We start from the raw sequence: 22,923 nt of genomic DNA, 5'->3' as shown, positions 1-22,923 counted from the left end.
GCTTCTTGGGGCTCACCGCCCCTTCAGCACATACCGCCGTTCGGGACGCCCGACGCCGTATTTGAGTCTGACCTCCAGCGCGCCCTCATCGTGGAGGTACTCCAGGTAACGGCGTGCACTCACCCGCGAGGTTCCCAGCTTCTCGGCAACCTCAGCAGCGGACAGGTCCCCTTCGGCGGCTTTAAGCGCGGCTTCCACCAGCTCCAGCGTCTCTACGCTGCAGCCCTTGGGCAGCGTCCGCTCCGAGGCGTCGAGGCCGAACACCCGGTTGACGTCCGATTGCTCGGCCTCCACCTTGGACGCGTCCAAACCCTGGTAGGCGCTGAGGTAATGCTCCAGTCGTTCCTGCAGATCCGCTTGGGAAAACGGCTTGATGAGGTAGTGCACAATGCCGCCACGCAACGCTTTGCGCACAGTTTCCACCTCGCGGGCGGCACTGATCACCAACACATCAAGGTCCGGTGCAACGTCCCTGAGTTTGTGCATGAGATCCAGCCCATTGATGTCAGGAAGGTGGATATCCAACAGGACCAGGTGTGGCTGCAGCCGTCGCGCTTCAACCAGAGCCTGTGCCCCTGTGTGGGCCACGCCCACCACGCTGAATCCCGGAGTCCGTTGAATGAATCCGGCATGGACCTTGGCCACCATGAAGTCGTCGTCGACGATCAATACCTTGATCACGGTTAGTGTGCCCCCTGGTCGAATCTGAATCGTGCAGTGAAAACCGCCCCGTTGCTGTTGGCCACGGTCAGGTCGCCGCCAGACCTCCGGAAGATCACCCGGGAAAGCGCCAAACCAAAGCCACGCGCGTCGCCAGGACCGGGCTCCTTGGTGGAGAATCCTTGCCTGAAAATGTCCTCTGAGGAGCCAGAAGGCACGCCATGACCGTTGTCCCGGACGGTGACAACCACGCTGTCCTGCGAGCTGACCACCAGCACCCGGACCGACGCCCCGGGGAGTCCGGTGACGGCGTCGAACGCGTTGTCCACCAGGTTGCCCACCACAGTGGTGAGGTCGCGGGACAGATGGTCCTCGACGCGCGGAAGGGCGGACATCGGATCCAATTGCAGTTCCACGCCCCGCTCGGTGGCCAGGCTGGCCTTGGCGATGAGCAGGGCGGCGAGCGCCGGGTCCTCGAGCCGGCTGGTCACTTCGTCGTTGAGCCGGGTGCGGTCCACGGTGGCGCCGTTGACGAACTGCACCACCGAATCGTATTCGCCGATCTGAATGAGGCCGGAGATGACGTGCAGCTGGTTGGCGAACTCGTGGGCCTGCGCCCGCAGCGTGTCAGTCACGGTTCGGGTAGCGCCGAGTTCGCGCTCAAGCGAGGACAGTTCCGTCCGGTCCCTCAGCGTCGTCACTGACCCGATATCGCGGCCCCGGGAACGGAGTGCCACGCGGTTCAAGACCACCAGCCGCTCCCCCACCAGTACCAATTGGTCAGGGTCTGACTGTTCCCGGGTCAGCACCACTTTCAGCGCCGGATCCACAGACAGGGAACGGAGCTTCTTTCCCACGCAGTCCGCGGGCAGTCCGAGGAGCTGGCGGGCGCTCTGGTTGGCCACGGTGATTCGCTCGTGCGGATCAAGCGCTACGACGCCTTCCTTCAGGCCTTGCAACATTGCCTCCCGGTTCTCTACCAACCCGGTGATTTCCCGGGGTTCCATTCCCAGGGTCTGCCGCTTGACGCGCCGGGACAGAAGGAAGGAGCCGGCGACGCCGAAGACACTGGCGACACCGAGGTATGTGAGCAGATTGGGAATGGCATCGCCCAAGCGTTCGATGATGGACGGATAGTTCCGGCTGATGGACGCGATGCCGACCATCTTTCCGGAATCGTCCAGGACGGGGACGTGGGCGGACAGGACCGGCCCACCGCCGGCACTGAGGACCCCGGTCCATGCCCGGCCCTCCATTACCCTGCTGGCACCGAGCGGCAGCGGCTGACCCACCAGGCCGGGATCGGAAGAGGCCACCACCGTACCGTCCAGTTTGGCGAGCGCCACATGGGATGATCCGGACACCGTGCGGACAGATTCGGCGACGGCGGGAAGCGCGGAACCGACGCGGGGTTCGGCGTCGGGCAGCAGGGCACGGACTGTGGGGTTGCTGCCCAGCGCTTCGGCAGCGGACAGCGCACGACGCCCCTCGGTGCGCTCGAAAGTTGCGGCCGATTCGGCCAGCGAGATGGCTGCGACGGCAACCAGAACTCCCAAAACGATCAGCAGCTGCAGCGCAAGGTACTGCCCGGCCAGGGACATTCCTCTTCGTCGAGTCACTGCTTGGGTTCCTTTGATAAGCCGGATGTGGGGGACTGATATCAGGCCCCGCTGTGGCGTATCGGAACTATACCCCAGAGAACGCCGGACCCCGCCGAACGACCAAAAAGCCCGTGACCGCAATGAACTTAACGATCAATGCGTACTCAAGAGTGATGACCGTCACGCCCGCGCCTAGCATCGATTCACGGGGCACAACGCTGATCGCCCCTCCCGAATTTCGATGATGAGAAGAGGAACACCATGCGCCAGTTCCGCGCATTGCGAGTCGCCGCCGTCGCTGCCGGCATCGCGCTGATGGCCACCGGTTGCGGTGCCACAGGTAAGAGCTCCACCGGTTCTGCAAGTTCCGGCGCGGCAGCCGGTCCGATCACCGGACTCCAGATCATGGTTCCCAACACCCCTGGCGGTGGTTATGACACCACCGCTCGCGCGGCCGCCAAGGTCCTGGACGACGAGAAGATCTCCACCAACACCGAGGTCTTCAACCTGGCCGGCGCCGGCGGCACTGTGGGCCTGGCCCGCGTTGTCAACGAGAAAGGCAACGGCGACCTCACCATGCTCATGGGCCTGGGAGTTGTTGGAGCCAGCTACACCAACAAGTCAGAGTCGAAGCTGACCGAAACCACCCCGCTGGCACGGCTCATCGAGGAACCCGGCGCCATCATGGTCAGCAAGGACTCCCCCTACAAGACCATCGACGATTTGGTGAAGGCCTGGAAGTCCGACCCCGGGTCCATCGCCGTCGGCGGCGGTTCGTCGCCGGGTGGCCCTGACCACCTCCTGCCCATGCAGTTGGCGGGTGCAGTGGGCATCGACGCCACCAAGGTCAACTTCGTTTCCTACGACGGCGGTGGTGACCTCCTACCCGCCATCCTCGGCAACAAGCTCGGCTTTGCCGCTTCCGGCGCCGGCGAGTACCTGCAGCAGATCAAGTCCGGCGAAATCCGCGTGCTGGCCACCAGTGGCGAGAACCGCCTGGATGGCGTGGACGCACCCACGCTGAAGGAATCCAAGATCGACCTGGTGTTCACCAACTGGCGCGGCATCGTTGCCCCTCCGGGCATCAGCGACGATGACAAGAAGTCGTTGATCGCCGCGCTTGAGAAGATGCACGAATCAGCAGGGTGGAAGGAAGCGCTGAAGACCCACAGCTGGACGGATGCCTTCATCACCGGTGACGAGTTCAAGACGTTCCTGACCGATCAGGACAAGCGGGTAGCGGACGTCCTCACCAAGCTCGGGTTGGCGTGAGCTCCATAGCCACAGGCTTGAAAGGCCGCGCCGAGCTGGGGGTTTCCCTCCTGCTCGGCGTGGCCGGCATCCTGGTCTTCCTGGACGCCAACGGCCTGGTAACCCCGTACTCCAAGTCGGACCCAGTGGGTCCAAAAACTGTCCCGTTCATTGTTGCGGGGCTGTTGGTGGTCTGCGCCGTATTGCTGGCCATCAACGTTCTCCGCGGTGGCAAAGGTGAGGCCGAGGGCGGCGAGGACGTTGACCTGGCGCACCCCGCCGATTGGAAGACCGTCCTCCCACTGGCCGGGGCTTTCATCCTCAACATCCTGCTCATCGACTGGGCGGGCTGGGTCATCTCCGGAACCGTCCTGTTCTGGGGCAGCGTGCTGGCACTGGGCAGCCGCCGCTATATCCGTGACGGCCTCATCTCCATCGCACTGTCCCTGCTGACCTTCTACGGCTTCTACCTCGGCCTCGGCATTGCACTGCCCGCCGGACTCCTGGAAGGAATTCTCTGATGGACGTCTGGTCCTCCTTGATGGACGGTTTCGCTACCGCCCTCACGCCCATGAACCTCTTGTACGCCGTGATCGGCGTACTCCTGGGCACCGCCGTCGGGGTCCTTCCAGGGCTTGGCCCGGCCATGACCGTGGCGCTTCTGCTTCCGGTTACTGCTGCCCTCGAACCCACCAGCGCCTTCATCATGTTTGCCGGCATCTACTACGGCGGCATGTACGGCGGCTCCACCACCTCGATCCTGCTGAACACGCCTGGCGAATCATCGTCAGTGGTGACGGCGATCGAAGGCAACAAGCTGGCCAAAGCCGGGCGCGCGGCACAAGCGCTTGCGACGGCGGCGATTGGCTCATTCGTGGCCGGCACCATCGGCACAGCACTCTTGGCGGTATGCGCCCCGATCGTGGTGCAATTCGCCGTCAGCTTGGGCGCGCCCAGCTACTTTGCCATCATGATCCTTGCCTTGCTGGCCGTGACGGCGGTGCTGGGCTCATCCAGGCTCCGCGGCTTTGCCTCCTTGGCGCTGGGTTTGGCCATTGGACTGGTGGGCATTGACTCCGTAACCGGCCAACGCCGCCTGACCTTCGGCCAACCCCTCTTGGCCGATGGCCTGGACATCGTGGTGGTGGCCGTAGCCATCTTCGCCGTTGGTGAAGCACTGTGGGTTGCCGCCCACCTGCGCCGCTCACCGCTTCACATCATTCCCGTTGGACGCCCGTGGATGGGCAAGAAGGACTGGGCCCGCTCCTGGAAACCCTGGCTGCGCGGCACTGCTTTCGGCTTCCCGTTTGGCGCACTTCCCGCCGGTGGTGCGGAGATTCCCACGTTCCTGTCCTATGTCACGGAGAAACGGCTGACCAAGCACCCCGAGGAATTCGGGAAGGGAGCCATCGAAGGCGTCGCAGGACCCGAAGCGGCCAATAACGCTGCCGCCGCCGGAACCCTGACACCCATGCTCGCCCTCGGCCTGCCCACCAACGCAACAGCCGCCGTGATGCTCGCGGCCTTCACCTCCTACGGCATCCAGCCCGGACCACAGCTGTTCTCCAGCCAAGGGCCGCTGGTGTGGGCCCTCATCGCGAGCCTCTTCATCGGCAACCTGCTGCTTCTGGTGATCAACCTGCCTCTGGCGCCCGTCTGGGCGAAGCTGCTCCAACTCCCCCGCCCGTACCTTTACGCAGGCATCCTGTTCTTCGCCACCTTGGGTGCCTACTCGGTCAACCTGCAGGCATTCGACCTGGTGATCCTGCTGGTCCTCGGCGCCCTCGGATTCATGATGCGGCGCTTCGGACTACCAGTGTTGCCCCTGATTCTCGGCGTCATCCTCGGTCCGCGAATTGAAGGCCAGCTCCGCAGGACCCTGCAGCTCTACGCCGGCGACCCCGCCGGCCTCTTCAGCGAACCCATCGCGATCGTGGTCTACATCATCGTGGCGATCATCCTGGTGTGGCCGTTTGTCTTCAAACTGATCCGCCGAAACCGTCCTGCAGCAACGCTTGCAGGACCGTCGGCTCCCGCAGCAGCCGAATCACACGCCACCATCACCGAAACAACCACCCCCACCAACCAGAAGCAGGAGAACCCATGACCATCGTGGTGGGATACGTCCCCACACCGGAAGGCGAAGCGGCGTTGACGCAAGCAATCGCCGAGGCCAAGAAGAGCAACGACACCCTCCTGGTCATCAACTCGTCCAAGGGCGACGCCCTGGTGGATAACCGGTACGCCCAGGAGCCGGAGATCCAGAGCATCGAAGACCGGCTCGCTGAGCAAGGCATCCAGCACGTCATCAAGCAGCCGGTCCGCGGCCACGATGCTGCCGCTGAGGTGCTGGACGCGGCCGACGAGAACGATGCCGACCTGATTGTCATAGGCCTGCGCCGCCGCAGTCCAGTGGGCAAGCTCATCATGGGCAGCGTCTCCCAGCGGATCCTGTTGGAGGCGGACTGCCCGGTGCTGGCGGTCAAAGCCGATTAGAGAACGACGGCGGCTGGTCACCTTGGCGACCAGCCGCCGTCGTACGTTTTCGCCGGGTCAGCCGCCCCACATGGCTGGGTTGAGCGGCGTTACTGTCAGGCCTTCGAGCCGGGCGGTTCCACCTTCTGAGAAGACCGAGATGGTGTTGGCGCCGGCGGCTGGAAAGACCTGGTCCGTGATGGTTGCCAGGCCGTCCTGGGCGAAGAGCTCCACGGATGCCCGGTCTACGTACAGGCGGAGGCGGATCCGGCCATCGATCAGCTCCACCCGCGCGTCCTCCACCGAGCTGAAGGCCGGATGGAAGCCCTCGTTGCCGGAGTTGGTTCTGTCGATGGAGAGCCGCTGAGTGGCCGTGGCGTAACCGATCTTGGTTGATTCGCTGGCGTTTCCGAGCACTTTCAGGCCAAACGAGGACGCAGTGCCCGGCGAGAACTCGGCATCAATCTGCACCACGTCGCCTGTGATCGGAAGGGTGGTGGTTCCAGTCTGGATGTCCTGGGCAGTTGCCGTGTACATAGCGGCTGTGTTCTTCAGCGCGTCCGTCTGGGAGACCACCTGCTGCCGCAACCGAGGGCCGGCAGCTGTTTGTGTGAGGACCACTTCCCGCGGCAGGGCCATGGTTCCGCGCCAGGTTGTAGTGGGGGTGTTCTGGCCGTAGTCCCAGTTGTTCATCCAGCCCAGCATGATGCGCTTGCCGCCCGGGGCATTGTTGAAGGACACGGTGGCGTAATAGTCCCTGCCCCAGTCCAGCCAGTCGTGCGGCTCAAGGCGGGACGTGTCCGAGGAGACAAACTCATCTGCCAGAATGTGCCCCCATCCGCCACGGTTGTTGTCCACGATCCTGAGGGTTGCCTGGCTGCCCTTGAAGGCGCTGACATCCCAGGCGGTCCACGCCAATCGTTCAGAATTGGCGCCGGTAGCGGTGCGGACTGTTTGGCCGTTGACCACCAGGTTCACCGTGGTTTCGCTGCTGCGGGCCTTGGCCGGTTCCGAGCCGAGGACCATGTTGTCCAAGGTCAGATGTCCCCAAGGGCCTGTTGCATTGTCCACGATCCTGATGCGGGCGATTTGGCCATACCACGGCGAAACGTCCCAGTTCTGCCAGTTCAGATCTCCTGAATTGGTGCCGGTTGCGGTACGGACGGGCACGCCACCCACCAGCAGCTCTAGTTGGAGTTGCCCGTCCGTGCGGTTGCCTCCGCCCAACAAGAAGCCGATGTTGGTGTTGGTCAGGTAGAACTCCGGGGACGTGATGGTGCCGACGTTGTTGTCTTGATACGGGCCGCCTTCAAAAGTGTTGATTCGTTTTCCTATGGCGAATTCACCGCCCGACGTCGAGGGGTTCAGCGCCGCTTGGAAGTCGCCGTTGAGCTGCCAGCCGGCCTGCGTGAGCGTTCCGGAGTAGTCGAAGCCGTCAAACAGCAGGTACCCCGGAGGAGCTTGGCTGCCCGACTGCTTGCCGAATTCCTGTGCGTGGTTTCCGCCGCCGACCAGGAAATTGAGGTAGTCCTTGTCCACGGTGAAGGGAGCAGATTCCATGGTGCCCACGGGCACGTCTCCGCCATGGAAGCCGTTCACCAGCCCGGCTCCGATGTTGCCCACTACCGCCTGTTGTCCTGAAAGGCTTCCAGAGGCTGGGGCGCTTCCCCAGGGGCCCGAACTATTGGACGGATCATTCTGGACGTTCCAACCGTTGAAGTTGCTGCCGTTGAAGCCGGCAAGGACGTTGCCGGGTGGAAGCTGGTCGGCGGGATCGATGTTCTCGGCGGTGAACGTTGTCCCGTCAAAGCCCCCGACGAAGTATTGTCCGCCGCTGCCACCGGCCACCGCGCCTGGGTTGATGTTCACGGCCAGGACCCATTTGAGGTTATTGGGGTTCCCGTCCACGGCCAAGGGGAACAGATCAGGACACTCCCATTGCCCGCCTATGGCATTTGCCGGGCCGAAGTCGGACAGGTAGTTCCAGTCCTTCAGGTCGGTGCTCTTGTACAAGAGGACCCGGTGCTCGTCGGCTTCAACCGCGGCCATCACCCAATAGTCCGCTCCGGACGGGTTGTCGTACCAGAAGACTTTGGGGTCACGGAAGCTGGAGGTGTTCCGATTGAGGACCGGGTTGCTGCCGTACTTGGTCCAGTTTTGCCCGTCGTCGAGGCTGTATGCCAGCGATTGCGCCTGTTTACCGGCAAGCGTCGGGTGGGCCCCTGTGTAGTTGCTTGTGTACACGGCAACCAGGGGCGGATTCTGCAGCGTCCCGAACCCGCTGCTGTTCAGGGTGTCCACCACCACTGATCCGGAGAAGATTTCCTCGATGACGTCGTTGTTTACGTTGCGTCCGCGCGGGATGGCGATCGGTTGTTCCTGCCAGTGGATCAGGTCGGTGGAGGAAGCATGGCCCCAGCTCATATTCCCCCAGCCGGTTCCTTCCGGGTTGTACTGGTAGTACATGTGGTACTTGCCGTTGTGGTAAACGAGTCCATTGGGGTCATTCATCCAGTTGGCCTCCGGCGTGTAGTGCAGGTAGGGCCGATATTGCTGCGTGGACGGATCCGGATCGGTGGCCCGCGCAGCAGTTGTGACGATGGCGAACGAGGCGGCGGTGAGGGCCACGACCGTCCCGACGGATAGCAAAGCTTTAGTGCGTCTGGTCATCTTTGACAGACCTTTCAAGAGTGCTTGCCTTGGAGTTACGGCGAAACGTGCAGTACAGCGAACGACGACGACGGCCAGTCACCTTGGCGACCAGCCGCCGTCGTCGTTTGTCAGTGCCGCGATGCGGCTGGGGTCATGGTGTTACGGCGTCGCCCTGAAGGAGTAGGTGCTCTGGAACGGCTGGAACTGGGCCTGGGTTCCGCTGTCCAGGACCTTGGTGCCGGTGGTGGACGAGTCAAGGGTCACCGTGTGCACCGCGATCGCCGAGACCGTGTTGTTGGTGGCGATGTAGTTGTTGTTCCCGGAGGCCACCAGGATGATGGTGGGCGTCTGCCCCGATGGCGTGACGGACCCGGACGGGACGTCGTAGCTGAAGTGGTTTCCCGTCACGGTGTTGTTGCTGCCTGCGATGTGCACCAAACCAAAGAGATCGTCCAGTCCGTTGTTGTACGGCTTGAGGGGATCGAAGGGTTCCATCTGGCGCAGGAAGTGGTTGGCCCCCACGAGGTTTTCCGTGCAGCTTCCTTCAAAGTTGACCATTCCGGGGTAGAAGGCGTGGAATCGGTTGGAGGTGATGGCCGAGCGCGTGCAGTTCTTGAAATGGACGCTGCTCTTGCCCCGGGGGAAGACGTTGTTTCCCGTCACCAGCAGGCCCATGTGGCCCTCGGCGAAAATCGAGAATCCTACGTAGCCGGCCCCGATCAGGTTGTCTGTTACCTTCGAAGCCTGGCCCGATCCTGTCAGCTCCACGCAGGATCCGCATTCAGCAAGGAAGTTGCCGCTGACGCTCAGCGCGTCCGTATCCTTCACCACAAGGCCGTGCTCGAGGTACACCATGCCCATGCCTTCGACCCGGCAGGAATCGTTGGCTGAATCGAAGCGGATGCCTGTTTTGCCGTTGGTGTAGTCGTTTTCGTTGGAACCGAAGGACACACCGTCCAAGCAGAAGTTCTCGAACACCACGGAACTGATCCGCGGATCGCCTGCGCGGTACACGCGGAAAGCATCGGTGTTCCCGTCGGTGTTTTCCACGCGGACGCGGCTGCCGCCTGGATTGATCTCGTGCCAGCCTGAGGTGTTCCCCGCGTTGTAGCGGATGCTCAGAGATGTGAAGCCGTGGCCCGAACCCCGGATGGTCAGGAAGCTGATGTCCACGTTGACGCGGGTCTTGAGGGAGTAGTCTCCCGGCGGGATGTAGATGACAGCGCCGGGCTTGGATGCCTGGCTGGTCTGCTGGGACTTCACATCGGCGATGATGCTGTTGATGATGAGCCCGATGTCGTTGTACGGGGTTGCCGTCGGATTTCCTGGCACGCTCCAGGTGGTGACGTCGTAGACAGTGGTCAAAGCTGGTTCTCCTCGCATCATTGGGACTGAACTTTGGTGCTTCTTCGGTTACTTCTAGAGGACGCCGATCAAGTGACGGTGGCCTGGCCTGGCTGGTGCCGGATCAGCGGCTTGATCTGGAACCCGGTCTTGCGCCGCCGCTTGATTCGCGGAAATCACGACGACGGCGGCCGCAACTGCTGCTGCCGGGACCATCCGGAGGATGCTCCTTCGGCTGATGGTTGGTGGTGGTTTCATGGTTCTCCTTTGAACTGGGCTAGCAGGAACTCAGCCGCACCCGTTATCGCCGAATGCGCCCCTACGTGGAACGGAGCGCACCCCCTGCCGCCAAGTGCGCCCGTAACGACTGGTGCGATTAGCGGAAACTGGCGCGGCCCATGACGTGAACCGGAAACGGGTGCGGAATGGACGGAGCAGCCTGCCAAACAACGGAGCAGCCTGCCAAACAACGGAGCAGCCTGCCAAAAACTTGCCAAACCTGCCAAACTATGCCAAAACGATTTATCGTCCTGCGACGATGACTTTAGGGCCGCACAAACTCCCGCGTCAAGAGCCCCGGAATGTTTTCAATGTGGTGGTTGACACACTTGGCTGAATGGGCTTACGGTGATGCCAAGTCGTTTTGGCAAAACGATTCTTCACCCCAATCACAGTCTTGCCATCCCGTTCCGAGAGAAAGTCGACAGCGATGTCCACTCGAAAGACCATCTCCAGGCTCGCCTCCATCGGCGGTCTTTGCACGGCCGTGGCCCTAGTGGCCACCGGGTGCGGCGCAGGGGGCCCGGCACCAACATCGGGTAGCGCCAACAGCACCGTTAATGTCCTCGTCGAAGCCGGCGGGCACGCTGAGCTCGCCGGCGTTGCCGAGGCTTGCAAGAAGGACACCGGGCTCGACGTCAACTTCGTCGAACTTCCCTATGACGGCCTGTTCAACAGGCTTTCCAGCGAATTCTCCTCAGGCACCGTCTCCTTCGACGTCGCCGCTCTGGACTCCGTATGGCTCCCCAGCTTCAAGGACGCGGTCCAGCCCATCGACGAGCTCTTCACCGATGAGGCCAAGAAAGACATCTTCCCCGCGCTCGTCAAGGAAGCCAACGTCGATGGCCACTTCATCGGCATGCCGGCGTGGACCAACGCCGAGATCATCCTGTACCGCAAGGACCTCTTTGAGGACGCCGGCAACAAGGCCGACTTCAAGGCCAAGTACGGCTACGACCTGGCCGCACCCACCACATGGAAGCAGTACCAGGAAATCTCGGAGTTCTTCACCAAGGACGGCATGTTCGGCACGGACGTAAAGGGCGCCGTCGAAACCGAATGGCTGGCCCACGTTCTCCAGGCCGGGTCCCCGATGGTCCTGGACGAGAACAACAATGTGGTGGTGGACAACGCGGCCCACAAGGAAGCGCTCGACTTCTACACGAGCCTCGTGAAATCCGCTCCGTCCGGTGCCGCTCAGGTCGACTGGGCGGCCGCGCAGAACCTCTTCAACCAGGGCAAGACGGCCATGACCAGGTTCTGGGCCCACGCCTACCGGCAAATCCCCACCGACGCTGCTGTCTACGGCAAAGTGGGCGCGGCGCCCATGATCGGTGGATCTGCCGGCGTGGCAGGCGTCCCGGGTCCGTGGTACCTCTCCGTCCCCAAGGCGACCAAGAATACAGAGGCCGCCAAGAAGTTCATCAAGTGCGCCTACGACCACAACGATCTTGGCATCGAGTCCAAGCTTGGGCTGGCCGCCCGCATCTCGGCATTCGAGAAATACCAGGACAAGCCCGGGTATGAGAGTTTCAAGCCGCTGATCGAAACCCTCAACGGCAAGGCAACCGCAACCCGTCCGGCAACGGCGAAATGGCAGCAGATCGTGGACACGGTCCTGGTTCCGACGCTGCAAAAGTCAGTGGCCGGCGGGGACAGTGCGTCCCTGCTTGCCGAGGCCAAGACCAAGATCCAGGCCCTCATTAAGTAAGACTTCGCGGTCGGCACCGCCTGATGCTGCAATGACAGCTACGGGGTGCCGGCCGTGAACCCAACCAGCGGAAGAGAACCCCGTGCGTATCCATGATCGCCGCTTCGCCCTCTATCTGATGACCCCGGCGGCCCTGTTCCTGGCTGTTTTTGTGGCCTATCCGCTGTTCCGCCTGATCGCGGACAGCTTCTTCAAGATCTCCCCGATCGTCGGCGGTCCCCGCGACTTTGTCGGCCTGGACAATTACGTGCGGGCCTTCACCTCCGAGGACTTCATCGGAGCCGGCTGGCGGACCCTCGCCTACACCGTGGTGGTGGTGACCCTCGAGTTCGCCCTCGGCCTCGGTATGGCGCTTCTGTTCACCACTTTGGGCAAGAAGTCCCAGATCTGGCGGACCGTCTTCCTTTACCCGCTCATGATCGCGCCGATCGTGGCCGGCCTGCTGTGGAAGTTCCTCATGATCGATAACTTCGGTTTGGTGGGGACTCTCCTGCACCAGGCAGGAATACTGTCCGACCCCAACCAGATCGGCTGGCTTTCGGATCCTGACATTGTCTTGTTCTCCGTGGCGATCCCCGATATCTGGCTAACGACGTCGTTCATGTGCCTCGTGCTGTTCGCCGGCCTCCAGAACATTCCGGGCGACCTGATCGAAGCGGCCCGACTTGACGGGGCACGCGCGCCGGCCATGCTTTTCCGGATCATCCTACCCCTGCTCCGGCCGGTCATCGCCGTAGCTCTGGTGGTCCGTGGCATCGACGCAGCCCGCGCCTTCGACACCATCTTGATCCAGACCAACGGTGGACCTCAGTCCGCCTCCGAAACCATGAGCCTGCTCATCTACCGGACCATGATCCGCTTCGGCGATCCGGGCCTGGCCAGCGCCATGGGCACCATCTATCTGCTGGCGATGCTCGCCGTCGCATTCTTCGCGGTGGCCACCATCTGGCGGCCAGGAAAGGACACCTGATGAGCGCTGCAGAAACCGCTCACGACGGCGGGATCCCGGCTTCCGCCGCCGGCAGCAGGTCGCGCCACGCGGCATTTACCTCGCGAATCGCGACCCGGAAGAACCCCGAAACGGAGGGTTCCGTGACCCCGGGAACTGCACTACCGCCGTCGAACGTCACGTCGCCCAAAAGCCCCCGAAAACGCCGTGGCGTCAACCGCGAAGGCTTGGAGGCGGGGCGCCGCAGCACCAGGACCATTCTGTGGATCCTGTTGGCCGCGGCGATGGTCTTGTACGGCTTCCCGTTCCTGTACTTGCTGTTCACGTCCTTCAAGACCCCGATCGACACCATCGCTGTGCCTCCCACCATCCTGCCGAAGGAATGGACGCTGGTGAATTATGTCAGTGCGCTGGGCCGCAGCGGCGTGGTGGCCTCCATCATCAACAGCACGCAGACGGCCATTATCAGCACACTCATGTCCCTGGTCCTGGCAGTTCCGGCAGCCTACGGAATCACCCGGTACAAGACGCGAAGCGGCAGGATCTTCATCATGGCCGCACTGGTCACCCGCATGGTGCCCCCGGTGGCCATCGGCATCCCCTTGGCATCCATGATGGCTTCCGTGGGGCTCTCGGACACCCCGATTGCCCTGTCCATCGCCCACACCACCATCTCGTTGCCGCTGTCCATCTGGCTCATGTCGAGCTTCTTCGAAGCGGTGCCCAGGGACCTGGAGGAAGCCGCAACCGTGGACGGCTGCAGCAGGCTCGGCGCCCTGTGGCGGGTTGTCATCCCCGTGGTCTCCGGCGGCATCGCCGTCACGGCGATCTTCGCCTTCCTGGCGTCCTGGAACGAATTCCTGTTCGCCCTTCTGATGACCGCCATCCGCTCGCAGACCACCCCCGTGGTCATCGCGAACTTCCAGACGCAGTTCGGCCTCGACTGGGGATCCATGACGGCGCTGGCCGCTGTCTACTCCATTCCGGTCATCCTTCTCACGCTTCTCTTGCAGCGCAAGATCGTCGCAGGCATGACGCTCGGCGCCGTCAAGGGCTGAGAAACCACAACACAAAAGGAAGATCCAGTGTCCAGCAGCAACTACTACGACGTGACGACGTGGCATGTCGGCAACCCGTCCGAGGACGTCGGCGAGGTCATCAACAGCATCATCGCCGACATCAAGGACCGGCAGACGGCCACGGATGCCAATAATGGCGGAAAGCCCGGCGCGGTGATCTACCTTCCGCCCGGGGACTATCACCTCCGTACCCAGGTGCTGATCGACATCAGCTTCCTCAGGATCCAAGGCTCGGGGCACGGCTTCACTTCGTCGAGCATCCGGTTCAACGTTCCCCACGACGAATGGCCCGACCTGCATGAGCTGTGGCCCGGAGGCAGCCGCATCATTGTGGACATTCCCCTCGGCGCAGACGGGGAGGAATCCAAAGGAGCCGCCTTCTACGTTGAGCGAAGCGGGAGCCCGCGGATCAGCTCGGTGGAATTCTCCAACTTCTGCATCGACGGGTTGCACTTCACCGCTGACGGCTCGGATTTGCCTCCGGAGAACAGCTACGTAAATGGCAAGACCGGTATCTACGTTGCGAACGCCAATGACTCATTCCGGGTAACGGGTATGGGGTTCGTCTACCTTGAGAACGCCCTCACCATCTACAACGCGGACGCGCTGTCCATCCACGACAATTTCATTGCAGAATGCGGAAGCTGCATCGAGCTGCGCGGGTGGGGACAGGCATCAAAGATCACCGACAACTTGATCGGAGCAGGCTTCAAGGGTCACTCGATCTATGCAGAGAATCATGGCGGACTCCTGATAACCGCGAACAACGTGTTCCCCCGTGGTGCGAGCAGCGTCCATCTCCACGGCGTCACGCGTTCAAGCGTCGCCAACAACCGTTTGCATTCCTTCTACCCCGGGATGGTGATACTCGCAGCGAACAGCTCGGAGAACCTCGTGGCCACGAATCACTTTTTGCGTGACCATGAGCCGTGGACGCCCTTCCTGGGAGTGGACAACGGACTGGACGACGTTTACGGGCTTCTCTGCATCAGCGGCAGCAACAACTCTGTGGTGGGCAACCATTTCTCCGACATCATCGACTCGGAGAGCATCCGACCGGCAGGTGCGACGCCGGTCATCATCCGGCTCAAGACGGGGAGTGGCAATTTTGTCTCCAACAACCACGTGGTGGCCTTGGATGTTCACGCCACGTCAAGTGACGACTGCTTCTCGGCCCAAGTGGACGCCCTCTTGACCACCCGGGCTTCGGACGGCCTCGCCGTTACCGCCGTCCTGGTCGATTCCGAATCAGCCCGGAATACGATCCTTGATTCCGGAAGTGACGCCCAGGTTGTCGCAGACAGGGCTGTTAACGCCCTGAGGGCCACACCAACGGTCGGTTTCCCGGGCGGCGCCGCTGGCCGGAGCACGGGCTCTGGGACGATTGAGTCGAACGTAGGATCAGTACCAACACCATGAGGACGTGGGAGACGAATGACTAATAGATCAGTCGGTATCAAGGATGTGGCGGCCGCGGCCGGGGTCTCCGTGACGACCGTCTCCCACGTCCTTAATGACGTTGCGTATGCCCGGGTGGGCGCAGAAACGAGAGAACGGGTCCACGAAGCGGCCCAACGGCTGGGTTACGGGCCCAACCGACTCGCCCAAGCGTTGCGCACTCAACGGTCCAGGATGATCGGGTTCATCAGCGAGGAAATCGCCACCACGCCGCACGCAGGCAGAATCATCCTCGGGGCCGAGGAAACGGCGCGGGCCCGCGGGTACCGCATCATGATCATCAACTCCACGAGCACCAGCTCCCAGGACTCCAAGGAAAGCCAAGTGGCGGATCTATTGGACCGGCAGGTGGACGGCATCCTGTACGCCACCATGTATCACCGGAAGCTGGCTGTCCCCAAGAACCTGGCCGGCCTGCCGGCAGTCCTGGTGGACTCCGAGGACATCACCCACACTGTTTCCTCCGTCATTCCTGACGAAGTAGGCGGGGCAAGGTCCGCCGTGCAAGCCCTGATCGACGCCGGACACACCCGGATCGGGATGCTCAACAACACCGACGACGTTCCAGCAACCCACTCCCGGCTCCAGGCTTTCAAGGAAACGTTGGCAGATGCCGGGCTTCCGTTCCACGAAGATCTGGTCCAGTCCGAGCTTTCGGAGGTGCCTGGCGGCTACCAAGCGGCCTTGCGTCTCCTCAAGCCCCAGAGCCGGCCCACGGCCGTGTTCTGCTACAACGACCGCATGGCCATGGGCGCGTACAGGGCTGCGGGGGAACTTGGTCTGAAGATTCCGGACGACATTTCCTTCGTCGGGTTCGACAACCAACAACTCATCGCCGAAAACCTCTACCCCGCCCTGACAACCGTCGCCCTGCCCCACTACGAAATGGGAGCCTGGGCCACCGAAAACCTGATCGACGCCATCGAGGGAAAAACAGATCTGCAGCAGTTCGCCGATCACCAGACTGTTCTTCCGTGTCCCATCGTTCTTCGCGATTCCGTGGCCTCCCCACAGCATTCCAGCGATTCGAGGAGGGCGGCATCGGCCTCACCTACTCGCGCCAACACCTGACTCCACCACTCCACTTACTCACGAGGAACCCCACTATGACGTCCAGCAGCCTTGATGCCGCACGCCCTGAACCGGCAGCACTGCCGGCGGACGATGCTTCGACTCCGCAGTTCAGGCCGGCCATCCACTACACGGCGCGGAACACCTGGCTCAATGACCCCAACGGACTCGTGTGGTACCAAGGCCTCTACCACCTCTTCTACCAAAACAACCCCTTCGACAACGTCTGGGGCAACATGTCCTGGGGGCACGCAACGTCACCAGACCTGATCCACTGGACCGAACAGCCCGTTGCCATCGCCTGCGACGAGGACGAAGACGTCTTTTCAGGCAGCATCGTGGTGGACCACGGTAATACGTCCGGATTGGGCACACTGGAAGAGCCAGCCTTGGTGGCCGTCTATACCAGCGCCTTCAAAGAGGGCTCGCTGCACCATGGGACACAAGCCCAGTCCTTGGCGTTCTCCTCGGATGGCGGCCTGACATGGAGCAAATACGCCGGAAACCCGGTGCTTGGCCGCAACTCTGCCCATTTCCGGGACCCCAAGGTGTTCCGCTACCAGGGACCGGCTGGTTCCTGCTGGATCATGGTGGCCGTGGAAGCACAGCACCAGCAGGTGGTGCTATACCGCTCGGCCAACCTCTTGGACTGGGACTACCTGAGCACGTTTGGTCCCGCCAACGCCGGTGGTGGCGAATGGGAATGCCCTGACCTTTTCCCACTCTCCGTTGATGGCGACCCGGCCACCATCAAGTGGGTCCTGGTGGTGAACATCAACCCGGGTGCCGTGGCAGGCGGTTCCGGAGGCCAGTACTTCGTTGGCAACTTCGATGGGGTTCACTTCACCGCCGACTCCGATTCGCTGGTTCCCACCGGTGCCGACGGAACTGTTGCCCTCTCGGATTGTCTGTGGCTCGATTGGGGGCGCGACTACTACGCTGCCGTGTCGTTCAGCAACGTCCCGGAGAACCGCCGCATCATGATCGGCTGGATGAACAACTGGGACTACGCCAACTCTTTGCCTACCTCCCCGTGGCGCTCCGGGATGTCTCTTGCCCGCGAGGTCGAGCTGGCAACTGTGGACGGTTTGCCGCGCCTGGTACAGCGCCCGGTGCTGCCCTTGGGCTGTGGGAAACCGGCCTACATTGTTCAGGACGTGGAACTTCACTCCTTCCTGAAACTGCCCGATGCCGTGCCCGGAACCGCCCAGCTCATCGACGCCGAGATCCTACCCGGTACTTCGCGGACAGTTTCCTTCAGGCTTCTGGGCGGATCCGGCGGGAGCACTGCAACGGTTCTCAGCTTCGATACCGTGACGAACCAGCTCACGCTCGACCGCCACAACTCCGGAAACACGGCCTTCCACGAGAAGTTCGCGTCCGCTGAGTCCGCACCTGTAAAGCTCGACGACGGCGCGCTCCACCTGCGGATCGTCGTCGACCAATGCTCGGTGGAGGTTTTCGCCCAACGCGGCAGGGTTGTCCTGAGCGATCTGGTGTTTCCTGCACCGGGGAACGTGAGCACCGACGTCCGTGCTGAAGGCGGCGTGGCCACAGTACGGAAGCTGACTGTCGCGGCCCTGGCCTAAGGCCGGCGCCGCGACACGTGTCCGCAAGGTACGCGATTACGCCAGTCTGGTCATTTCAACGGTGACGGCGGGCGCCGTACCTCCGCCTCCGGAGAGGATGCCCCTTACAGGCGAGACATCCCGGAAGTCCCGGCCGGTGGCAACCGAGACATGGAAGTCGCTGGCGGGCTTGTGGTTTGTGGGGTCCCAGCTGCGCCACTGCCCGTCCCACCATTGAAGCCATGCATGGGATTGGCCAGCCACGGTTTCTCCGATCGAGGCCTGGGGGCGCGGGTGAATGTAGCCGGATACGTAGCGGGCGGGGATGTTGATACTGCGTAACGCGCCGATGCCCAGATGCGCGAGGTCCTGGCAAACGCCTTTGCGTTGCTGCCATGCTTGCTCGGCGTTTGTGGTGACACCGGTAACTCCCGGCACATAGGACATCTCTTCCTTCATCCACGCCATGACGGCAGTGGCTGCCTCTGTGGGTGGCATCCCCGCGGTCGCCTTGGCGACCGACGCCTGAATCTCATCGCCGACCGCTGTCAGCGGCGTCGGAGTCAACCATTCACTGTGCCCGCTCACCACGCGTGGGGAGCACAGCAGTTCCCAACTCAACGAGGCAGCTCCTGCCACTCGCTGTGTCCGGTCCACTTCCACTGTGGCCGTGGCAGTGACCTTCATGGTTTCGTGTCGCTGCTGGAGGTCAAACGTGGTGACTTTGGAGCCCCAATAGTCGATGTAGTTACCGGTAGCGGCCGACGATGGCCAAATCTTCACTGTACTTTCCAGTACCGTCTGCCCGACGCTGCTCAAAGGGGTGATGCGTGCCTCGTTGTAGGACCGCTCCACGCTGGCGTTGTAGGTGTAACTGGTGGTGTGTACGATGCTTAGCCGGGTCATGAGACTTCCCCTATCCATTCGAGCTGTTTGGTCTGATTGAAGTATTTGTACGAGATCGCCTCTGACGCTTGGAACACGGCTTTTTGTACGCGCCCCATGTGTTCGGGTAGTTCTTCGAGCAGGTTGTCGGTGCGGTGGAACTCCAGAAACGTCCTGGCTTGTCCCACGATCCGCCGGGCATCGTCGATGAACCCCACCCGCTGAGAGGCCGGTTCCAGCTTCATCAAACATTTCTCTGCGTCGTGGAGGGCATAGACGATCGATCGAGGGAACAACCTGTCAAGGAGCAGGAATTCAGCGGCGTTTTGGTCGCCGGACGAGCCGCCCCGGTTCCGAATAAACGATTCGTAGGCGCCCGCGCAGCGGAGCATGTGCACCCAGGAGATGCCTCCGCTGACCAGATCGCGGGTGGAGAGCATGCGCGCAGTCATATCTGCACGTTCCAAGGAGCGTCCCAACTTCAGGAACAGCCAACTTTCGTCGTGGCTGACGGTCGAGTCGGCAAGACCGGTAACCATGGCTGAGCGTTCAAGCACCCAGTGGCAGAAACCATAGGCTCCGACCAGATCCCTGTGGTGCTTACCAATGCCGTAGAACGTCGTGTTCAGCCCCTCCCATAAAGAAGACGACACAGTCTCCCTTGCGCGGCGGGCGTTCTCCCTGGCAGCGGAGAGCGAACCAGCGATGGACCCTGGACTGCGGGCGTCATAGGCCAGCGTCTTCAAAAGATTGTCCCGGGTGACGGGTCCTGGGCCAGCGGGGACACCCATCAAAGCCAGAAGATCGCGCGATATCTGTTCCTGCTGTGTGGCCGGCAGATTGTTCATGCGCTCCAGGTGTACATCCAGGATTCTGGCGGTCCCGTCGGCACGCTCCACATAACGTCCAATCCAGAACAGGGATTCAGCAATTCGACTTAACACGTGCTTCTACTTTCGTTTGGATGGGACTAACGAGGGGAGGGTGGTGCTGATTCACTGCTGCTGCTCCGTCTGGCGGTCTTGCCAGTTGCTTTCAACCGGCCATACTGAGACCTGTTCGCGGACGGTGACAGATTGGCGCGGGATCAGCTCGGCCGGCATCTGCGGTGAGTCGGCCAGTACCCAGGTGTCCTTGGAACCGCCGCCCTGGCTGGAGTTCACAATCAGCGAACCTTCCTTCAGCGCCACCCGGGTCAGGCCGCCCGGCAGGACCCAGACGTCGTCGCCGTCGTTGACGGCGAAGGGACGCAGGTCCACGTGCCGGGGACCGAACTTGTCGCCGGAGAGCGTAGGTACCGTGGAGAGCTGCAGGACCGGCTGGGCAATCCAACCGCGGGGATCGGCAATCACGCGTTTACGGAGGGCTTCGAGTTCGTCCTTGGAAGCGTCCGGCCCAATGACCAGGCCCTTGCCGCCGGAGCCGTCCACGGGCTTCACCACCAGTTCATCCAATCGATCCAGGACGTGCTCCCGGGCTTCCTTTTCCTCAAGCCGGAAAGTGTCGACGTTGGCAATGATGGGTTCTTCGTGAAGGTAGTACCGGATCAGGTCAGGCACGTAGCTGTACACGAGCTTGTCATCGGCGACGCCGTTGCCCACGGCGTTGGCGATAGTCACACCGCCGGCGCGGGCAGCGTTGACCAGGCCGGGACAGCCGAGCATGGAATCCGAGCGGAACTGCAGAGGATCGAGGAAGTCGTCATCGATGCGCTTGTAGATCACATCCACGCGCTGCTCACCGGCCGTGGTCCGCATGTACACCCGGTTGCCACGGCAAATCAGGTCGCGGCCTTCCACGAGCTCCACACCCATGAGACCGGCCAAAAGGGTGTGCTCGAAATAGGCGCTGTTGAACACCCCGGGCGTCAGGACGACCACGGTGGGATCGTCCACCCCCGACGGCGCGGTCTTGCGCAAGGCGGACAAGAGCCTGCGCGGATATTCCTCCACCGGCCGGATGTGCTGCTGCCCGAAGGCCTCCGGCAGTCCCTTGGCCATGGCCCGGCGGTTTTCCAGGACGTAGCTGACGCCGGAAGGAACACGCACGTTATCCTCCAACACCCGGAAAGTGCCCGCGGCATCACGCACAACGTCAATGCCCGAGACGTGCACGCGCACCCCGCCCGAGGGCTCAAAACCGTGCACGGCACGGTGGAAATGCGCGCTCGTGGTGATCAATTGACGCGGAATAACCCCGTCCGACACCACGGCCATACGGCCGTAGACATCATTCAGGAACGCCTCCAAAGCCTTGACCCGCTGCGCGACACCGCGCTCCATCACATCCCACTCATCGGCCGGAATGACGCGCGGAACGATATCCAGCGGGAACGGACGCTCCTCCCCCGCATAATCGAACGTCACACCCCGATCAAGGAACGTACGCGCCATGGAGTCCGCGCGGGCCGTGACATCTTCCAAAGCAAGGCTGCCCAGCGCGACGGCGATATCCGAATAGGAACTTCGGGCCATCATCGCGGCGTCGAACATCTCGTCGTACGCGCCACTGCGTCTGGCAGCCTTTTCATAGTTTTCAAACAGGTCTGACATTTCCTCTTGCCTTTCGAACGAGTGAAATGAGTAGACAGCAGTGATATTTCGGACCTGTTTCGAATAAGGAACAATTGTTCGACGCAGAAAGGCGGTGAATGAAAGCACACGAAATAGACTGTATTTATCCGTGGAGCGGCTGATCAGGGGTGGTTAAACCGGCCAAGGCCACCTGCGCTGCGAGAACAGGTGGCCTTGGAGGCAATTGAATTGAAGCGCCAGGCCGCTGGCACTCTCAGGTCAGGCGACACTGGCGGTTGATGGCTTTGTATTGGAGGTACCGAAAATCATCCGGTCCACTGACATAGCAGGCTTGCGGACTGAAGGCGTGCAGTCGCAGGGAGTCTCCTGAGGTGACCTGCACCCAGTCTTCGTTGAGTTTGTAGAGAGCGCGCCCGGACAGCACGAAGATGCTGCGTTCCATAGCGTGCGTTTCAGCAAAGGGAAGTAATCCATTCGGATTAAGAGTCACAATTTCCATGAGCATGTCGTAGGCGAGATTGTCGGGGTCAAGCAACTGTTTCGTGCTCCTCCCGCCGGCGGCTGCAGACTCAGCCGACTGTCGAATCTCATGCTCATGGGCCACGATTGAAGTCGCCTCGCAACCGGGCAAGGGAATGTACGCCTTGCGAATCCACTGCAGGTGAACTGTCTCGTCAGAGGTATTGAGCGCGCCCCAGTGCGCTCCTGGCGCCAGATAAGCGTAGCTTCCTTCCCGCAGCGTCTGCGCTTCGCCGTCGAGTGTCATCTGCAGGCGGCCCCTCGTCACGAAAAGCACAGATTCGACGTCGGATTCTGCCCCTGAGGCACGGGTCCCACCCCCCGGAAACACCTCGACGCTGTACTGGGAAAATGAGTCAACGAAGCCTTTCGTCGGCCCAACGATGCCCCAGGCGCGAGAGTTTCTCCATCCCATTAACTGAATTGCTGTGGCATCGCTTGCGGCGCTTTGTGGAACCATGGCGTACGTCTTCCGAAATGGTGTCTTTTGGTGTTGCCGGTTCTTACCTGGAGGCGGCGCGCTTTCATAGGTGGTGTTCATCGGTGCTCCTGGGGAATCGTTGAAGCGGGCATGTAGCGACTCATCAGACCGAGGGGACGGAGGATGCTCCGACTTTGGTTTCGGCTTCGGTTTCGGTTGCCGCGGCTTCGCTGTCCGACGGCGACTCGCCGCGGAATGCTGCGAGCATGGCGTCGCGGTCGAACTGGCCTTCCCATTTGGAGACCACGAAGGTGGCAACGCAGTTGCCGAGCAGGTTGACGACCACGCGCATGGAGTCCATGAGCCGGTCCGCTCCGAGGAGCAGGGCCACGCCTGCTACGGGGAAGATGCCCAGTGCGCCGGCGGTGGCGGAGAGTGCCAGGAATGCTGAGCCGGGGACGCCGGC

The 22,923-nt window shown here is 62.1% G+C and carries 20 protein-coding genes; 10 read left to right on the top strand and 10 right to left on the bottom strand.

The genetic code is table 11. The features are described 5' to 3' along the window. Positions 1–12 precede the first annotated feature (12 nt). Positions 13–681 carry a response regulator gene (locus tag ACIQC5_RS23730; RefSeq protein ID WP_400287607.1) on the bottom strand — a complete coding sequence of 223 codons (669 nt, stop codon included), beginning with the start codon at positions 679–681 and terminating at the stop codon, positions 13–15. A gap of 2 nt (positions 682–683) precedes the next feature. Next, positions 684–2,261, bottom strand: a complete 1,578-nt coding sequence (locus ACIQC5_RS23725) for an ATP-binding protein (RefSeq protein ID WP_400287627.1) — start codon at positions 2,259–2,261, stop codon at positions 684–686. Between the two features lie 261 nt (positions 2,262–2,522). On the opposite strand from ACIQC5_RS23725, the gene ACIQC5_RS23720 reads away from it, so the two are divergent. The 4 genes from ACIQC5_RS23720 to ACIQC5_RS23705 are packed head-to-tail and all read left to right on the top strand — an operon-like array spanning position 2,523 to position 6,008. Beyond that, the gene (locus ACIQC5_RS23720) at positions 2,523–3,533 is read left to right on the top strand and encodes a Bug family tripartite tricarboxylate transporter substrate binding protein (RefSeq protein WP_400287605.1); all 1,011 of its coding nucleotides are present in this window, start codon (positions 2,523–2,525) and stop codon (positions 3,531–3,533) included. Further along, entirely contained in the window at positions 3,530–4,033 is a 504-nt protein-coding gene (locus ACIQC5_RS23715) for a tripartite tricarboxylate transporter TctB family protein (protein ID WP_400287603.1), read from the top strand. Before ACIQC5_RS23720 ends, ACIQC5_RS23715 begins: the two co-directional genes overlap by 4 nt. After that, the gene (locus ACIQC5_RS23710) at positions 4,033–5,619 is read left to right on the top strand and encodes a tripartite tricarboxylate transporter permease (protein WP_400287601.1); all 1,587 of its coding nucleotides are present in this window, start codon (positions 4,033–4,035) and stop codon (positions 5,617–5,619) included. Before ACIQC5_RS23715 ends, ACIQC5_RS23710 begins: the two co-directional genes overlap by 1 nt. Then, entirely contained in the window at positions 5,616–6,008 is a 393-nt protein-coding gene (locus ACIQC5_RS23705; RefSeq protein WP_400287599.1) for a universal stress protein, read from the top strand. The genes ACIQC5_RS23710 and ACIQC5_RS23705 overlap by 4 nt, the downstream gene beginning before the upstream one ends. Positions 6,009–6,065: 57 nt before the next feature. Here ACIQC5_RS23705 and ACIQC5_RS23700 read toward each other — a convergent pair whose 3' ends face one another. The 3 genes from ACIQC5_RS23700 to ACIQC5_RS23690 form a co-directional block, all read right to left on the bottom strand. After that, positions 6,066–8,657: a GH32 C-terminal domain-containing protein gene (locus tag ACIQC5_RS23700; protein ID WP_400287597.1), complete on the bottom strand. Its 2,592-nt coding sequence runs from the start codon at positions 8,655–8,657 to the stop codon at positions 6,066–6,068. Between the two features lie 141 nt (positions 8,658–8,798). Continuing rightward, positions 8,799–10,004 (bottom strand): NosD domain-containing protein, encoded by a 1,206-nt coding sequence (locus tag ACIQC5_RS23695; protein WP_400287595.1) that lies wholly within the window; start codon positions 10,002–10,004, stop codon positions 8,799–8,801. Between the two features lie 54 nt (positions 10,005–10,058). Then, complete coding sequence (locus tag ACIQC5_RS23690) at positions 10,059–10,241, bottom strand: twin-arginine translocation signal domain-containing protein (protein WP_400287594.1); 183 nt, start codon at positions 10,239–10,241, stop codon at positions 10,059–10,061. A 451-nt stretch (positions 10,242–10,692) separates the two neighbouring features. Here ACIQC5_RS23690 and ACIQC5_RS23685 point away from each other — a divergent pair, with 451 nt between their 5' ends. The 6 genes from ACIQC5_RS23685 to ACIQC5_RS23660 all read left to right on the top strand — a co-directional run bounded on the left by ACIQC5_RS23685 (position 10,693) and on the right by ACIQC5_RS23660 (position 18,119). Then, positions 10,693–11,973: an ABC transporter substrate-binding protein gene (locus ACIQC5_RS23685; protein ID WP_400287592.1), complete on the top strand. Its 1,281-nt coding sequence runs from the start codon at positions 10,693–10,695 to the stop codon at positions 11,971–11,973. Between the two features lie 82 nt (positions 11,974–12,055). Next, a complete protein-coding gene (locus ACIQC5_RS23680) occupies positions 12,056–12,943 on the top strand; it encodes a carbohydrate ABC transporter permease (RefSeq protein WP_400287590.1) in 888 nt (295 codons plus the stop codon). Continuing rightward, positions 12,943–13,980, top strand: a complete 1,038-nt coding sequence (locus tag ACIQC5_RS23675) for a carbohydrate ABC transporter permease (protein WP_400287588.1) — start codon at positions 12,943–12,945, stop codon at positions 13,978–13,980. Before ACIQC5_RS23680 ends, ACIQC5_RS23675 begins: the two co-directional genes overlap by 1 nt. Positions 13,981–14,007: 27 nt before the next feature. Next, on the top strand, positions 14,008–15,420 hold the full coding sequence (locus ACIQC5_RS23670) for a right-handed parallel beta-helix repeat-containing protein (protein WP_400287587.1): 1,413 nt from the start codon (positions 14,008–14,010) through the stop codon (positions 15,418–15,420). A gap of 15 nt (positions 15,421–15,435) precedes the next feature. After that, positions 15,436–16,530 (top strand): LacI family DNA-binding transcriptional regulator, encoded by a 1,095-nt coding sequence (locus ACIQC5_RS23665; RefSeq protein ID WP_400287585.1) that lies wholly within the window; start codon positions 15,436–15,438, stop codon positions 16,528–16,530. 35 nt (positions 16,531–16,565) lie between these two features. After that, the gene (locus ACIQC5_RS23660) at positions 16,566–18,119 is read left to right on the top strand and encodes a glycoside hydrolase family 32 protein (RefSeq protein WP_400287583.1); all 1,554 of its coding nucleotides are present in this window, start codon (positions 16,566–16,568) and stop codon (positions 18,117–18,119) included. A gap of 36 nt (positions 18,120–18,155) precedes the next feature. On the opposite strand, the gene ACIQC5_RS23655 is transcribed toward ACIQC5_RS23660, so the two are convergent. The 5 genes from ACIQC5_RS23655 to ACIQC5_RS23635 form a co-directional block, all read right to left on the bottom strand. Next, positions 18,156–19,004, bottom strand: coding sequence for a transglutaminase N-terminal domain-containing protein (locus ACIQC5_RS23655; RefSeq protein ID WP_400287581.1), 849 nt, complete (start codon positions 19,002–19,004; stop codon positions 18,156–18,158). Beyond that, a complete protein-coding gene (locus ACIQC5_RS23650; protein ID WP_400287579.1) occupies positions 19,001–19,927 on the bottom strand; it encodes an alpha-E domain-containing protein in 927 nt (308 codons plus the stop codon). The genes ACIQC5_RS23655 and ACIQC5_RS23650 overlap by 4 nt, the downstream gene beginning before the upstream one ends. A gap of 51 nt (positions 19,928–19,978) precedes the next feature. Further along, positions 19,979–21,535: a circularly permuted type 2 ATP-grasp protein gene (locus tag ACIQC5_RS23645; RefSeq protein WP_400287577.1), complete on the bottom strand. Its 1,557-nt coding sequence runs from the start codon at positions 21,533–21,535 to the stop codon at positions 19,979–19,981. A gap of 235 nt (positions 21,536–21,770) precedes the next feature. After that, entirely contained in the window at positions 21,771–22,577 is an 807-nt protein-coding gene (locus ACIQC5_RS23640; RefSeq protein ID WP_400287575.1) for a cupin domain-containing protein, read from the bottom strand. Positions 22,578–22,620: 43 nt separating this feature from the next. Beyond that, on the bottom strand, positions 22,621–22,923 hold a 303-nt coding region (locus ACIQC5_RS23635), incomplete at its 5' end, for a cation:dicarboxylate symporter family transporter (protein ID WP_400287574.1).

This window comes from Paenarthrobacter sp. NPDC092416 (genome assembly GCF_044755025.1).
GTDB lineage: Bacteria > Actinomycetota > Actinomycetes > Actinomycetales > Micrococcaceae > Arthrobacter.
Note: the sequence above shows the minus strand (reverse complement) of the source record. Positions and strands in the feature narration are given on the sequence as shown.